Origin of the sequence: Streptomyces sp. NPDC057424 (assembly GCF_042803315.1) — a bacterium.
Lineage (GTDB): Bacteria > Actinomycetota > Actinomycetes > Streptomycetales > Streptomycetaceae > Streptomyces.
This window is the reverse complement of the sequence record NZ_JBHVCP010000050.1, coordinates 28,205-42,537: the sequence shown is the minus strand read 5'-3', so window position 1 is coordinate 42,537 and position 14,333 is coordinate 28,205. Positions and strand designations below refer to the sequence as shown.

Genomic DNA, 14,333 nt, shown 5'->3' with positions numbered 1-14,333 from the left:
GACTAGGGGGAAACGTGACCGTTGCGCAGCCTGATGTGAGTGTGATCATCGGGGCGTACGAAGCGATGCCGTATCTGATCGAGTGCCTCTCGTCCGTCGAGGCACAGACCATCGATCCGACACGCGTCGAGGTCATCGCGGTGGACGACGGTTCGACGGACGGAACGGGGGAGTGCCTGGAGGAGTTCGCCGAGCGGGCTCCCATGCATGTTCTGGTGATCCGGCAGGAGAACTCCGGCGGCCCCAGCGGCCCGCGCAACGTCGGCCTGGGCAAGGCCGCCGGGCGCTACGTCTTCTTCCTCGACGCCGACGACCGGCTGGGCCCCGAGGCCCTGGAGCGGATGGTCGCCATGGCCGACCGTGCCGGCACGGACGTGGTGCTCGGCAAGGTCGAGGGCGTCAACCGCTCGGCGCCGAAGTCCATGTGGGGCACGACGGTGGAGCGGACGGACGTCTTCTCCTCCAACATCAAGTTCACGCTCAGCGCGCAGAAGCTGTTCCGGCGTGCGCTGCTGGACCGGCACGGCATGCGCTTCGACGAGTCGCTGTTCACCGGCGAGGACGCGCTGTTCACGATGGAGGCGTATCTGCGGGCGGACGGCGTCTCCGTGGTGGCCGACCACACCTGCTACTACCTGGTCGGCCGTGACGACGGCAAGCACGTGACGAAGAGCGGCAGTTACACGCTGCGCTTCGACTCCGCGCGGGCCCTGATGGACCTCATCGCCGAGCTCGTCCCCGCCGGGGGGCGGCGCGACCAGCTGATGGTCCGGCCCTTCCTCGTCACGCTGCTGCCGCAGTTCGGGCCCAAGTACCTGACGGACAGCGAGGAGATCCGCCGGCACAAGTTCGAGCTCGCCAAGCCGCTGACGGACGCCTACTGGACCGAAGGCGTCGCCCAGCGCCTCAAGGTCCACGAACGCCTGCGGCTGCACCTGGTCGCCGAGCAGCGTCCCGAACTGCTCCTGGACGTCGTGAAGTTCGTCAAAGCCAAGAAGCAGGCGGCGGCCCTCCTGGAGAGGAAGGGCCGCCGCGTGTACCTGGCCTACCCGCACTTCCGGGACCGCGCCGCCGGTGTCCCCGACTCCGTCTACCTCGCCGAGCCCCGGGAGGCCCGGGCCTTCCCGGGCTACCGGGAGGGCGGCGTCGACACGTTCGTGCGCCGCGCTGTGCGCAAGGCGCGGCGGGTGATGACGTCCCGGGAGGTGCGGCACGCGGCGTGACCGCGGCTGACCTCCCGGGAGGTACCGCGTCCGGAGGGAACGCGCCTGCCGCCGCTCAGCGCGGTGCGGTCGGGACCGCGGTCTCGGTGCGCGGGCTGGGCACCGCGGCCAGCCGCTCCGCCACCCGTGCCCGGTGGTCCCGGGCCTCCCCGCACAGCGCCCGGACGGCTTCGTTGAAGCGCTCCTGCGACGACGGCTCCGCCGGGCCCAGCAGGCGCAGCTTCAACTCGGCGCGCGCCTGGGCCAGTTCGTCGTGCTCCGGGTGCCGGACCGTCTCCAGCAGGGCCGGCACCCCGGCGGCGTCCGGCGTCAGTACCGTCGCCGCCACCACCGTCGGGAACGCCGTACGGAAGGCGTCCTCGGGCAGCCCGCTGGTGTTGGCCACCGCGTACGGCTTCTCGCTCGCCAGGAAGTCGCTGATCACGCTCGACACATCGCTGATCAGCAAGTCGGCCACGTTGAAGCAGGAGTACAGCGTGGGCCGGGCGTCCGTGATGATCTGGTGCTCGCCCTCCGGCAGCGAGGCCCAGTACGCCTCCTCCCACGCGGCCGTCGCCCGCGCCACCGCCTGTGCGCGGCCCGGCTCCGGCGCCGACTGCACCAGCATCCGCTCCAGGGTGTCGGCCCCGGACCGGAAGACCGACGTGGTGAGCCGGTCCAGTTCGGCGGTGCGACGGGCGAGATCCGCGCTGTCCTGGGGACGCGCTTCCGTCCGCTCCCGGTTGGCCGCCCGGATCAGCTCCCGGATCCGCAGATCGGCCGCGCCGGCGCGCGGGTCCACCGAGCCCGTCAGCGGATGCGGCTTGTAGAGCAGCCGTACGCCCGGGTCCGCGAGGAGCGCCCGCACCAGGTTCTCGCCGGCCGCGATCACCGAGGTGTTGCCGGGGTTGCCGTCCCAGCCCTCCCAGGTCGGTGCGTACAGCACGGTCGTGTAAGCCCCGGCCGGCGGCCCCGCGGAGGGCAGCACGCCGTCCAGCTGCGGGCGGCCCGTCTCCACCACGTCCTTGTCCTCGACCCCGACCTCGGCCAGCGCGTACCGCTCGCGCGCGGCGGGCCCGGCCACCCACACCTCGTCGTACGCCTTCGCGTACGGGTTGCACGAGGACAGCTTGTCGCTCTCGCCGTGGTTGACGAAGGTGTGCTTGATCGTGGGGATGCGCAGCACCTGGGAGGTCTTGCCGGAGTTCGACGGGTGGATGAGGGCCTGAAGCGTGGAGTGCTCCAGGCGCATCAGCGTCGACACCTTCGGCAGGCACACGATCGGGATGTCCGTCGCCGCGATCTTCTGCACCATGAACCGCTCGCGCAGGATGATGACCGGCCTGCCGTCCAGCCCGGCGAGCGGCTCCAGCCACATGTTCGCCTGGTAGGCCGAGGAGGCACCGCCCGAGAAGTACAGGCCGACGGTCGGCCGGTACGCGGCCAGCCACGCGTCGAACCAGTCGAGCACCTCCTGCTCGTCCGCCGGGCGACGGCCCGGCAGCAGCCGCAGGAGCAGTGCGCCGAGACCGGTCAGCCCGAGGGCGAGGGAGAGTGCGACGCCCGCCGCCGCGTACACCGGACGGTCGCCCGCCGCGCTGGCCAGCAGCCCGGCCGTCGCCGGCAGGCCGAACAACAGCAGCCGCTGTCCGGGGCGGCACAGCAGCACGGACGGGGCCGGGGTCAGCCGCAGTGCCGAGGCGTCGATGTTCCGGGTCACCACCGGCAGGGTGCGGGTGCGGCGTACCAGTACGTAGACCGCCTGGATCGCGCAGTGCAGCACGTAGAACACGAGCAGGCCGGCCACCAGCGGGGCGTACACCGTCTCCCGGTCCTGCTCGCCCAGTCGCAGCAGGGCCACGACCAGCAGCAGATCCCGCAGGACGTGCCGCACCGTGATGTCGGCGTGGGATTTGGCGAACAGCGACAGCACCCCGCGCTGCCAGCGGTACAGGGCGCCCTCGGTGGCCAGGGAGACGACCGTCGCGGCGAGCAGCAGCGGAACGTGGGGCAGCAGCGCCGCGATCGCCTGTGCGGCGAACGCGGCGGCCAGGACGACGGTGACCAGCCCCTTGAGGAGGGCCTGCGGGCGGGGGAGAGGTACGGGCACTGCGGTCACTCCAGGAGCGTCGGGTCGGCGCAGGTCGGCCGTCCGGGTTAACGCGCGGCGACCTCCCGACGACACGCGCGTGTCGTCGGGGCATGGGGGCGGCTACCGTCCAGCGTGTCGCCGGACCATAGCGGAAGATCGTGTTCCTGTCATGGGTGGGGGCGGTCGCGGGCGGAACCGCGGAAGAGCGGCTGGCGTCCCGTGACGCGGGCGGCACCGTCCGTAGCGTGGACCGGCGCCGCGCCCCGCCCGGCCGTCCCGTAGATTTCCCGGTGAGCGACCGAATCGACGCGAGGGGACGGACGGCGACGTGGCAGGGGCAAGGCAGGCCGTGGGCGAGGCCCGCAGGATCGTCGTCAAGATCGGGTCCTCCTCGCTGACCACCGCCTCGGGCGGCCTGGACGCGGACCGCGTGGACGCGCTGGTCGACGTCCTCGCCAAGGTCCGAAACCAGGGGGCGGCCCGTAGGGCCTCGGTCGGGAGCGGTGGCGGGAGACGGGAGGGCGGCGGGGAGCGCGAGATCGTCCTGGTCTCCTCGGGCGCCATCGCCGCCGGCCTCGCGCCGCTGGGCCTGCGCCGCCGCCCCAAGGACCTCGCCCGGCAGCAGGCCGCCGCCAGCGTCGGCCAGGGCCTGCTGGTCGCCCGCTACACCGCCTCCTTCGCCCGCTACGGCGTCCGCGTCGGGCAGATCCTGCTGACCTCGGACGACATGAGCCGCCGCTCGCACCACCGCAACGCCTCGCGCACCCTCGACAAGCTGCTCGCGATGGGCGCCTTGCCGATCGTCAACGAGAACGACACCGTCGCCACGGACGAGATCCGCTTCGGCGACAACGACCGCCTCGCCGCCCTGGTCGCCCACCTCGTCCACGCCGACCTGCTGGTCCTGCTGTCCGACGTGGACGGCGTCTACGACGGGGACCCCGCGCGGCCCGGCACCTCCCGCATCGGCGAGGTGCGCGACCCCTCCGATCTCGCGGACGTCGAGATCGGCAGCACGGGCAAGGCCGGCGTCGGCACCGGCGGCATGGTCACCAAGGTCGAGGCCGCCCGGATCGCGGCCGCCGCCGGTGTTCCCGTCGTCCTCACCAGCGCCATCCACGCGGCCGACGCCCTGACCGGCCAGGACACCGGCACCTTCTTCCACCCCACCGGCAAGCGCTCGGCCGGCCGGCTGCTGTGGCTCCAGCACGCCTCCACTCCGCAGGGCGCGCTGACCCTGGACGACGGCGCCGTGCAGGCCGTCGTGGACCGCCGCAAGTCGCTGCTGCCGGCCGGGATCGCCGCCGTCGAGGGCGAGTTCAGCGCCGGCGACCCGGTCGAGCTGCGGGACGGCACGGGACACGCGGTGGCCCGCGGGCTCGTCAGCTTCGACGCCAAGGAGATCCCCCGGCTGATCGGCCGCTCGACCCGGGAACTGGCCCGCGAACTCGGACCCGCGTACGAACGCGAGGTCGTACACAGGGACGACCTGGTGGTCCTGCACCCGTAATGTGCCAGAACATCCGCCCTCGGTGGTGGACGTTCCGCAAAACCGCCACGCGATCCCTTGCGGCCTGCTCAACTTTGTCCCAGGGACCTATTACGCAGCAGCGCCACTGTGCAAAGGAGGCGGTCGTGAGACGAGTGCGCCCTGGGACTCAGGCGTCCCGCGGTGGTGCCGGCTCCCGCGCGGCCGGTGAGGAGCGTGCCCTGACGAGCGTGGCGGCCGGGGACCGGTTCCAGGGCGAGGAGCCCGGCGACACCCCGCGCCTGTGGCACGTCACCCTCAGCGTCTCCGGCAAGGAAGCCCCGCTCCCGGAGGTCCGGCGCGCCTTGGAGCAGCTCGCCCATGACCATCCCTTCTTCCTGACCAGCCGGTACGCGGTCGACCACGCGGAGATCCGCTACTGGGAGGAGGCCCGCGACCTCCACGACGCGGCCGCCGTCGCGCTGCGCCTGTGGGGCGAGCACCGGCAGACCGCCGGGCTGCCGCCCTGGGAGATCGTCGGCCTGGAGGTCATCGACCGGGCGACGTACCACCAGCGCATCGCGGAGGGCTACGGGCCGCCCCCTGCCTCGCCGGTCGGAGTTCACCCGTTTTGATCCGGTCCGGGAAGTGTCTCGGGGTGTGAAACGCGCGATGAACGGATCCGCCGGGCGCACTACCCTTCCCTCATGACCACGCTTTCGCCGTACGACTCCATGTCCCCGGTCACCGAGGCCGCCTACCGCGCCAAGGCCGCCGCCGCGACCCTCGCGCCGCTGCCCCGGGCCGAGAAGGACGACGCGCTGCTCGCCATCGCGGACGCGCTGGAGGTCCGCGCGAGCGAGATCGTCGAGGCCAACGCCAAGGACGTGGCCAAGGCCCGCGAGGCCGGCATCAGCGAGGGCATGATCGACCGGCTCACGCTCACCCCCGAGCGGATCCGCGCCATCGCCTCCGACGTGCGCGACGTCGCCGCGCTGCCCGACCCGGTCGGCGAGGTCGTCCGCGGCTCCACGCTGCCCAACGGCATCGACCTGCGCCAGGTCCGCGTGCCGCTCGGCGTCGTCGGGATCATCTACGAGGGCCGGCCCAACGTCACCGTCGACGCCGCCGCCCTCTGCCTGAAGTCCGGCAACGCGGTCCTGCTGCGCGGCTCCTCCTCGGCGTACCAGTCGAACACCGCCCTCGTGCGCGTCCTGCGCGACGCCGTCGGCGGGGCAGGGCTGCCCGCCGACGCCATCCAGCTCGTCCCCGGGGAGAGCCGCGACAGCGTGCGCGAGCTGATGCGCGCCCGGGGCCTGGTCGACGTGCTCATCCCGCGCGGCGGTGCCTCCCTGATCAACACGGTCGTCCAGGAGTCCGTCGTCCCGGTCATCGAGACCGGCACCGGCAACTGCCACGTCTACGTCGACGCGCAGGCCGACCTGGACATGGCCGTCGAGATCCTGATCAACTCCAAGGCCCAGCGGGTCGGCGTCTGCAACGCCGCCGAGACCCTGCTGGTCCACCAGGACATCGCCGCCGCGTTCCTGCCGCGTGCCCTGGACGCCCTCGCGGAGGCCGGGGTCACCGTGCACGCCGACGAGCGTGTGCAGGCCCACGCCAAGGACTCCAAGGCCACGGTCGTGGAGGCGACGGCCGAGGACTGGGAGACCGAGTACCTGTCGTACGACATCGCCGCGGCGGTCGTGGACTCCCTGGACAAGGCCGTCGAGCACATCCGGCTGTGGACCTCCGGCCACACCGAGGCCATCGTGACGACCTCCCAGCAGGCGGCCCGCCGCTTCACCCAGCTGGTCGACTCCACCACGGTCGCCGTCAACGCCTCCACCCGCTTCACCGACGGCGGCCAGTTCGGCTTCGGCGCGGAGATCGGCATCTCCACGCAGAAGCTGCACGCCCGCGGCCCCATGGGCCTGCCGGAGCTGACCAGCACGAAGTACATCGTCACCGGGGACGGGCACGTGCGGCGCTGAGCAGCGCTTCCCGCGGAGTACGGCGGCATGCGGGGCAGTGCTTGGGCGTGCGGGGCGGTCCGGGTGGCGCGGATGCGCGCGGCAGGGGCGGACCGGGCGGGCGTGCGCCGTCCCGGGCACCGTGGAAACCGTCTCGACCGGCGGATGAATTTCCGTACCGTCTGCCCAAATTGACCCCCCAGGTCTACTCTGGATGCGTGCCGGAGGACGTGGGGGGCACGCCGTTTCCGGACGGCCGGGAGCCCGACGACGACCACGACCGCGGAGTGTCGGACGAAGAGTTCGCCCCCGTGGTCTTCGACGAGGCCTTCGTACGCGCGGCCGTGGTGCACGAGCCGACCGCTGTGGAGCGCCTCCTGGCCGCGGCGCAGGCGAGAGCCGAGGCCTCCGAGGCGGAGGCGCGCCGCGCCCACACCAGAGGCGAGCGGTACGACGACGGGTACGGCCCGGAGGGGCGCGGCGATTTCGGCCATGATCCCGAGCTCGACGAGCTCGACGACCCGGACGTCCTCGAGGACCACTACGGCAGCTCGGGGCCGTACTCCAAACAGTTCCGCTGGCACCGCCCGGTCGCCTGGCTGCTCGCCCTCGTGATGGGCATCGGCATGGTCGCCCTGGCCTTCACGGCGGTCTACCGGGGTGCGTCCTCCAACCGCGAGGAGCCCGCCCCGCCGCCCGCCTCGACCGGGCTGGAACAGGGCAGTGGAGCCGCCCCCTCGGCTTCCGCCGACTACTCCCAGCCGGCTGTCTCGGTGATCCCCCGCAGCCCCTGACCGGAACCCGCCCCCTCTTGGTGAGAACCTGTCAGAACTTGTGGTGCAGCGGGGCGTTTACCTGACCTTCCGGCGACCTACCCTGAAGTTATGGGCGGGCCTGGAAACCCACCTGAGGGCACTCCCGAGGGCGCCCCCGGAGGTGGCGAGGACGAATACCGATCCGTCGTCTTCGACGAGTCGTTCGTCCGTGCTGCCCGCCTCCAGGAGTTCTCCGCGCAGGAGCGCATCGCCGATCACGCGCCCGCCGTGCGACGCCGGCCGCCACTGCGCCGCGGCCTGTCCCGGCAGGCTCTCGTCCTGGTCCTGCTGATCGCCGTCGCCTTCGGCACCGCGATCTACATGGGTGTACGGCACCCCTACCAGACGCCTGCCGCCCGGGAGTCCATCGAGCCCCTGCGGATGACCGTCATCCCGCTCGCCCCCGAGGGCAAGGTGCCCGGCACGGCCGATCCGGCGAAGCTGTACGAGCGCAGCCCCGCCGCACAGTTCCGGACCGGCGCGGAGGGCGTGCCGCTGCCCGCCTCGCGACGCACCGCGCACTTCTCCGACAGCCAGGTCGTGAGCGCCCTGACCACCGCAAAGGACTACATCGTCCGGTCGGCCCTGGACCCGAAGGTGCTCACGGGCGGTGAGGTCCGCGCCGTCCGCGTGCTGCTCGACCCCGACCAGCTGGAGCAGTTCGACCAGAGCTTCGCCCGCCCCACCGCCGACGGACACCACGCGCCCACCGGCTGGCTGGTCCGCTTCGACCCCTCGCGCGCCGAGCTCGCCGACCACAGGGTCCGAGCCCAGGGCACGCTGCAGGCCGCCGAGGCCGACTCGTCCACGCTCGAGGTCACCGCCGACCACACGTTCGTGTACGCGCTGCGGCCCGCCGGGTCCGACGACAAGGACGAGGTGTCCCTGTTCACCCTCCGGCGCGAGCTGCACTTCCGCTTCGACCGCGACGACCTGCGGCTGCACCAGGCCCAGCTCGTCGTCTCCTACGTCCAGGCCGGCCCGCACTCCTGCGCCGAGGACTCCACGAACCACCTCCGGCCGCTCCTCGCCGGCCAGACCGCCAAGGAGGGCGGCCCCGCGGGCACCGACCCCTACGCCACGGGCAGCGCGACGGCCCTGTGCGGCTCTCTGGCGACGGGCGCGCAGCCGAAGGTGTGAGGGCGCGCCCGAGGCGCTGCGGCGGGCCGTCGGCGCCCTCAGCTCCCGTCGCGCGGCGGCCGGTCGTCCCCCGGGGAGTCCGACGTGCCCGTCTCCGGTCCCTGGGGCGGCTTCGGGGACGAGTCCGTGAAGCCGCCGAAGCCGCGGCGGACCCGGTCGCCCAGATCGCCGGCGCCGTCGGCGAGGTCCGTGACCAGCTTCATCAGCGGGTCCTTGGAGCTCTTCACGTGGGTGCTGTAGTGGTTCGCCGATTCCCGCCAGGAGTCCCGGACGGAGGTGTTCTGGTCCTCGTCGCGCCGCGGGTAGTGGCCGTCCATGATCCGCTGGTAGTCCCGGGACTCGGCCCACTTCTTCAGCTCGGCCGCCCGCACGGCGGTGAAGGGGTGGGAGCGGGGCAGCACGTTCAGGATCTTCAGCACGGAGTCACGCAGGTCACCGCCCGCCTCGTACTCCTCGGCCTGGGCGAGGAACGCGTCCACGTTCATCTCGTGCAGGTGGTTGCCGCCCGCGATTTTCATCAGGCCGCGCATGGACGCCTGCAGGTCCTGCCCGACCAGCAGCCCCGCCCGGTCCGCGGACAGCTCCGACTTGCGGAACCACTCCCGCAGCCCGGTCACGATCGCCATGATCGCGAAGTTGCCCAGCGGGATCCAGGCGACCCGGACGGCGAGGCTGGTCAGGAACAGCAGGATGGTCCGGTAGACGGAGTGCCCGGACAGCGCGTGCCCCACCTCGTGCCCGACGACCGCCCGCATCTCCTCCTCGTCGAGCAGCTCGACGAGACCGGTCGTGACGACGATGATCGGCTCGTCGAGGCCGATGCACATCGCGTTGGGCTGCGGGTCCTGGTTCACGTACATCGGCGGGACCTTCTCCAGGTCCAGGATGTAGCAGGCGTCCCGCAGCATCACGTTCAGATGGGCGAACTGCTGGTCCGAGACCCGCACGGAGTCGGACAGGAACAGTAGCCGCAGACTGCGCTCGGGCAGGAGCCCGCTGAGCGCCTTGAACACCGTGTCGAAACCGCTCAGCTTACGCAGCGCCACCAAGGCGGAGCGGTCGGCCGGATGCTCGTACGTGCGCGACGAGATTCCGGGGAAGCGCCTGCGCTGCCTGCTCGGCACGTGCTCGTGCCCGTTGTGCTCGTGGCCGTCGGACATGTCTTCCCCCATGCGTCTGGTGTGACCTTTGCGGCCCCTTGTGCGGCCTTTTGCTTCCCCGAGGCAGTGCCCAGCCTAGGCGGAGTTACGGTGGTCGGGCAGTACAGCGAAGGAGACCACCGCCATGCAGTACCACCCCGCACCCGCCTGGCTCGCCGAGGCCGCGAGCGCCGCCGAGCAGCAAGGGCCGGGGATGCTGCGCATCGTGCTGATCGTGATGATCCTGGGCTGTGTGCTGACCGCATGGTTCCTGCTGCGTGGCTACAGACGGAAGGACGACTGAGGCCAGGCGAAGGTTCCCCCGCCGGGCCCCGGGACCGGGTCCGGCGGCGGCACGCCTGACCGCCCGCGGCACGAACAGGCGGAGTCGGGGTGATCGCGGAAGGGGCGCCCGCTTACGATGAGCCGACGTCTTTATCCCGCCCACACGCGATAGGTCCTGCCGAAGATGAGCTTCCACAGCACCGCTGCCCAGTTGGTCACCCTCGCCGCCGAGGGCGAGGAGCACGGCGGAAACCACGAGAGCCTCAACCCCTACCTCACGGGTGGTGCGGCACTCTTCATCCTGCTCCTCCTGCTGTGGATCACCACCCGCTTCAACCGCGACCGCTGAGACCGGCGGGGCATCCCGCGGAGGATGCCCGGGGGACCACGGGGGCGGCCGGAGCCCTCAGGCAGGGCCGGTAGGGTCTGCACGCATGGGAGAGCAGGACATGCCTACCGGTCCGGCGAACGAGACGCCGCACGACCCGGCACAGGACACGGCGAGCGGAACCGAGCGACACTCGGAGCCCCGCCGTGCCTCCGCGGTGGCCCGCCGGGCCGACGGATCCGGCACGAGCCCGTCGAGGCCGGGCAAGCGCCGTCTCGGCGTCATGGGCGGCACCTTCGACCCGATCCACCACGGGCACCTGGTGGCGGCCAGCGAGGTCGCGGCGGCGTTCCACCTCGACGAGGTGGTCTTCGTCCCGACCGGCCAGCCCTGGCAGAAGACCCACCGCAGCGTCTCCCCGGCCGAGGACCGCTACCTGATGACGGTCATCGCGACCGCCGAGAACCCCCAGTTCTCCGTGAGCCGCATCGACATCGACCGCGGCGGTCCCACCTACACCGTGGACACCCTGCGTGACCTGCGCGCGCTCAACCCGGACACGGACCTGTTCTTCATCACCGGCGCCGACGCGCTCGCCCAGATCCTCACCTGGCGGGACAGCGAGGAGCTGTTCTCCCTGGCGCACTTCATCGGAGCCACCCGGCCGGGCCACCACCTGGACGACTCCGGTCTCCCGGAGGGCGGTGTCTCGCTCGTGGAGGTTCCCGCTCTGGCCATCTCCTCCACCGACTGCCGTGCGAGAGTCGCCAAGGGCGATCCCATCTGGTACCTGGTGCCGGACGGCGTCGTGCGCTATATCGACAAGCGCGAGCTGTACCGCGGCGAGTGAGCCGAGAGGGGCACCGGTGAACGACCGATACGACCCGGGGTACGGGGAAGACCAGTACGAGCTCGTCGGCTACGACGAGTACGGCCAGCCTGTCTACCGGCAGGTCCGGCCCCAGCAGCACCAGCAGCAGCCCTACGACCCGTACACCCAGCAGGGCCAGCCCGGGCAGCAGCACCAGCAGGGCTACGGCTACGACCCGTACGCGCAGCAGGGCCAGCAGTTCCAGCAGCAGTCCCCGCCCGCGTACGACTACGGCTCCTACGACCCGTACGGCACCGCCCCGCACCAGGGCGGCCCCGCGCAGGGCACCCCGCACGACCCCTACGGCCAGGCCACCGCCGCCGGAGCCACCGGCCGGCAGCCCCGCGTCGCCGAACAGACCGCGCAGCAGACCGCCCGCATCCCGCAGCAGGCCGGCCCGGCCCACGACCGGGAAGACCCCGCCGAGCCGCAACGGGATTACCACACCGAGCAGTTCGCCTTCGTCGAGGAACCGGACGCCAACTCCGAGGACGTCATCGACTGGCTGAAGTTCACCGAGAACCGCACCGAACGCCGCGAGGAGGCCCGGCGCCGGGCCCGCAGCCGGATCGTCGCCCTGGCGGTCGTGTTCGCGCTCGTCGCGGCCGGCGGCGTCGGCTACCTCTGGTACGCCGGCAAGCTGCCCGGCCTGTCCTCCGACGATTCCAAGGCGGGCACCGCGACGGCCGCGGGCGCCCAGAAGCGCGACGTGGTCGTCGTCCACCTCCACGAGACCAAGGGCGGCGGCACCTCCACCGCCCTCCTCGTCGACAACGCCACCACCAAGCGCGGCACCACCGTCCTGCTGCCCAACTCCCTCACCTTGACCAGCGACGACGGCACCACGACGACGCTCGCGAAGTCGGTCGAGGACGACGGCTCCGACGGCACCCGCGACGCGCTCGACAGGGTCCTCGGCACCGACATCGAAGGCACCTGGCGCCTGGACACCCCCTACCTGCAGAACCTCGTCGACCTCGTCGGCAACATCGACGTCGACACCGACGCCGACGTCCCCGACCCCGGTGCCAAGAAGAAGGGCGAGGCCCCCCTGGTCAACAAGGGCCAGGACCAGACCCTCAGCGGCAAGATGGCGGTCGCCTACGCCACCTACCGCGCTCCCGGCGAGGCCCAGAACGCCCAGCTGGAGCGCTTCGGGCAGGTCATGCAGGGCGTCCTGCGCAAGATGTCCTCCGACCCGCAGGCAGCGACGACGACCATCCAGACCCTCGCGCAGATCCTGGACCCGTCCCTCACCGACAAGGACCTCGGCACCTTCCTCGCCGGGCTCTCCGACCTCGCCAAGGGCGGCGACGTCAGGACCGACCTGCTGCCCGTCCAGAACGACGGCACACTCAGCGCCCAGGCAAGCGCGGGTGTGGTCAAGAACGTCCTCGGCGGCACCGCCAAGAGCCCCGACAAGGACGCCGCCGTCAGCGTCTCCGTCCAGAACGCCACCGGCGTCAAGGACAACACCGAGAAGGCCCGCGTCGTCCTCCTCAACGGCGGCTTCACCTTCCTGGAGCGTGGCACCGGCACCGCCCGAGCCACCTCCGAGGTCGTCTACGCCGACGCCGCCGACAAGGCGAACGCCGCCGAGGTCGCCAAGACCCTGGGCCTGCCCGCGGGCTCCGTGACCAAGGGCCGGGTCTCCGCGAGCGCCGACGTCTCCGTGGTCCTCGGCCAGGACTACGAGCCGTCGTCCGGTTAGCCGGCGGGAGGACGCTCCCCACGTGATCCCCGTCATCGCGTGGGGGGCCCACGGCGGTCCGTGAGACCCTTGGTGGCAAGTGTCCGCCGACCGAAAGCCTTGTAGTGACCGTGACCGACCGCTCTCACGAGCTGATCAACACCGCCGCCCAGGCGGCCGCCGACAAGCTGGCCCACGACATCGTCGCCTACGACGTCAGCGACGTGCTGTCCATCACGGACGCCTTCCTGCTGGCCTCCGCGCCCAACGACCGCCAGGTCAAGGCGATTGTCGACGAGATCGAGGAGCGCCTCTCGAAGGAACTCGGCGCCAAGCCGGTACGCCGCGAGGGCGACCGCGAGGCCCGCTGGGTGCTGCTCGACTACGTCGACATCGTCGTCCATGTCCAGCACAGCGAGGAGCGCGTCTTCTACGCCCTGGAGCGGCTGTGGAAGGACTGCCCCGAGCTCGAACTGCCCGAGGAGGCCAAGGCCACCCGCGGCAAGGCCGAGGAGCACGCCAAGCTGCAGGCGGCCGAGGAGGCGGCGGAACTGGACGGTGACTGGCGGTGACCTCCTTCAGTGAGGCGTCCGCCGGGAAGGGCCGGGGCCGTCGCGTCATCCTGTGGCGGCACGGCCAGACCTTGTGGAACGTGGAGCGCCGCTTCCAGGGCAGCACGGACGTCGAGCTGACCGAGACCGGCGTCGCCCAGGCCCGCCGCGCGGCCCGGCTGCTCGCCTCCCTGGAGCCGGACGCGGTGGTCGCCTCCGACCTCAGGCGCGCCGCGGCCACCGCCGCCGAGCTCGCCATGCTCACCGGTCTCGACGTGACCCACGACGAGGCGCTCCGGGAGACCTACGCGGGTGTCTGGCAGGGCCTGACGCACGACGAGATCATCGCCCGCCACGGCGAGGAGTACGCCGCGTGGAAGCGCGGCGAGCCGGTGCGCCGCGGTGGTGGCGAACTGGAGACCGAGGTCGCCGACCGCGCCGCCCCCGTGGTGCTGCGGCACGCCGAGAAGCTCCCCGAGGGCGGCACGCTCGTCGTGGTCAGCCACGGCGGCACGATCCGCACCACCATCGGCCGCCTGCTGGGGCTCGACCCCCGCAACTGGGAGAGCCTCGGCGGACTCTCCAACTGCTGCTGGTCCGTGCTCGGCGAAGGCGCCTGCGGCTGGCGTCTGCTGGAGCACAACGCCGGCACCCTGCCGGAACCGGTGCTCGGCGACGACGACTGACCCCGGATTTCACTTTCCGGCAGGTCGCAGGCTAAAGTTCTTCTTGTTCGCCCCGCCAGCGGGGACGGACACGAGGGGCTATAGCTCAGTTGG

At 71.9% G+C, this 14,333-nt stretch carries 14 protein-coding genes and 1 tRNA gene (1 of these 15 cut by a window edge); 13 read left to right on the top strand and 2 right to left on the bottom strand.

Going from position 1 to position 14,333, the window contains the following annotated elements; genetic code table 11:
* Positions 1–14: 14 nt before the first annotated feature.
* Positions 15–1,223, top strand: coding sequence for a glycosyltransferase family 2 protein (locus tag ACFU3E_RS30090; protein WP_384165094.1), 1,209 nt, complete (start codon positions 15–17; stop codon positions 1,221–1,223).
* 55 nt (positions 1,224–1,278) lie between these two features.
* On the opposite strand, the gene ACFU3E_RS30085 is transcribed toward ACFU3E_RS30090, so the two are convergent.
* Positions 1,279–3,312, bottom strand: a complete 2,034-nt coding sequence (locus ACFU3E_RS30085) for a hypothetical protein (protein ID WP_384165140.1) — start codon at positions 3,310–3,312, stop codon at positions 1,279–1,281.
* Between the two features lie 331 nt (positions 3,313–3,643).
* Between ACFU3E_RS30085 and proB the strand changes: the two genes are divergently transcribed.
* From proB to ACFU3E_RS30060, 5 genes are all read left to right on the top strand, one after another.
* On the top strand, positions 3,644–4,804 hold the full coding sequence (gene proB, locus ACFU3E_RS30080; RefSeq protein ID WP_384165137.1) for a glutamate 5-kinase: 1,161 nt from the start codon (positions 3,644–3,646) through the stop codon (positions 4,802–4,804).
* Between the two features lie 125 nt (positions 4,805–4,929).
* Entirely contained in the window at positions 4,930–5,397 is a 468-nt protein-coding gene (locus ACFU3E_RS30075; protein WP_174569427.1) for a hypothetical protein, read from the top strand.
* A 72-nt stretch (positions 5,398–5,469) separates the two neighbouring features.
* Positions 5,470–6,756, top strand: a complete 1,287-nt coding sequence (locus tag ACFU3E_RS30070; protein WP_384165090.1) for a glutamate-5-semialdehyde dehydrogenase — start codon at positions 5,470–5,472, stop codon at positions 6,754–6,756.
* A gap of 170 nt (positions 6,757–6,926) precedes the next feature.
* Positions 6,927–7,529 (top strand): hypothetical protein, encoded by a 603-nt coding sequence (locus ACFU3E_RS30065; protein ID WP_384165087.1) that lies wholly within the window; start codon positions 6,927–6,929, stop codon positions 7,527–7,529.
* A 90-nt stretch (positions 7,530–7,619) separates the two neighbouring features.
* Positions 7,620–8,690: a hypothetical protein gene (locus ACFU3E_RS30060; protein WP_384165085.1), complete on the top strand. Its 1,071-nt coding sequence runs from the start codon at positions 7,620–7,622 to the stop codon at positions 8,688–8,690.
* A 38-nt stretch (positions 8,691–8,728) separates the two neighbouring features.
* On the opposite strand, the gene ACFU3E_RS30055 is transcribed toward ACFU3E_RS30060, so the two are convergent.
* Positions 8,729–9,850, bottom strand: a complete 1,122-nt coding sequence (locus ACFU3E_RS30055) for a M48 family metallopeptidase (RefSeq protein WP_384165134.1) — start codon at positions 9,848–9,850, stop codon at positions 8,729–8,731.
* 124 nt (positions 9,851–9,974) lie between these two features.
* Between ACFU3E_RS30055 and ACFU3E_RS30050 the strand changes: the two genes are divergently transcribed.
* The 7 genes from ACFU3E_RS30050 to ACFU3E_RS30020 all read left to right on the top strand — a co-directional run.
* Complete coding sequence (locus ACFU3E_RS30050) at positions 9,975–10,133, top strand: hypothetical protein (RefSeq protein ID WP_384165081.1); 159 nt, start codon at positions 9,975–9,977, stop codon at positions 10,131–10,133.
* Positions 10,134–10,298: 165 nt separating this feature from the next.
* A complete protein-coding gene (locus ACFU3E_RS30045) occupies positions 10,299–10,463 on the top strand; it encodes a hypothetical protein (protein ID WP_248500526.1) in 165 nt (54 codons plus the stop codon).
* 85 nt (positions 10,464–10,548) lie between these two features.
* A complete protein-coding gene (gene nadD / locus ACFU3E_RS30040) occupies positions 10,549–11,292 on the top strand; it encodes a nicotinate-nucleotide adenylyltransferase (protein ID WP_384165078.1) in 744 nt (247 codons plus the stop codon).
* A gap of 16 nt (positions 11,293–11,308) precedes the next feature.
* Complete coding sequence (locus ACFU3E_RS30035) at positions 11,309–13,024, top strand: LCP family protein (RefSeq protein ID WP_384165075.1); 1,716 nt, start codon at positions 11,309–11,311, stop codon at positions 13,022–13,024.
* 104 nt (positions 13,025–13,128) lie between these two features.
* Positions 13,129–13,575 carry a ribosome silencing factor gene (rsfS, locus tag ACFU3E_RS30030; protein WP_384165072.1) on the top strand — a complete coding sequence of 149 codons (447 nt, stop codon included), beginning with the start codon at positions 13,129–13,131 and terminating at the stop codon, positions 13,573–13,575.
* Positions 13,566–14,240, top strand: coding sequence for a histidine phosphatase family protein (locus ACFU3E_RS30025; protein WP_384165131.1), 675 nt, complete (start codon positions 13,566–13,568; stop codon positions 14,238–14,240). Before rsfS ends, ACFU3E_RS30025 begins: the two co-directional genes overlap by 10 nt.
* A gap of 74 nt (positions 14,241–14,314) precedes the next feature.
* Positions 14,315–14,333, top strand: a tRNA-Ala gene (locus ACFU3E_RS30020) (it continues 154 nt past the right edge of the window).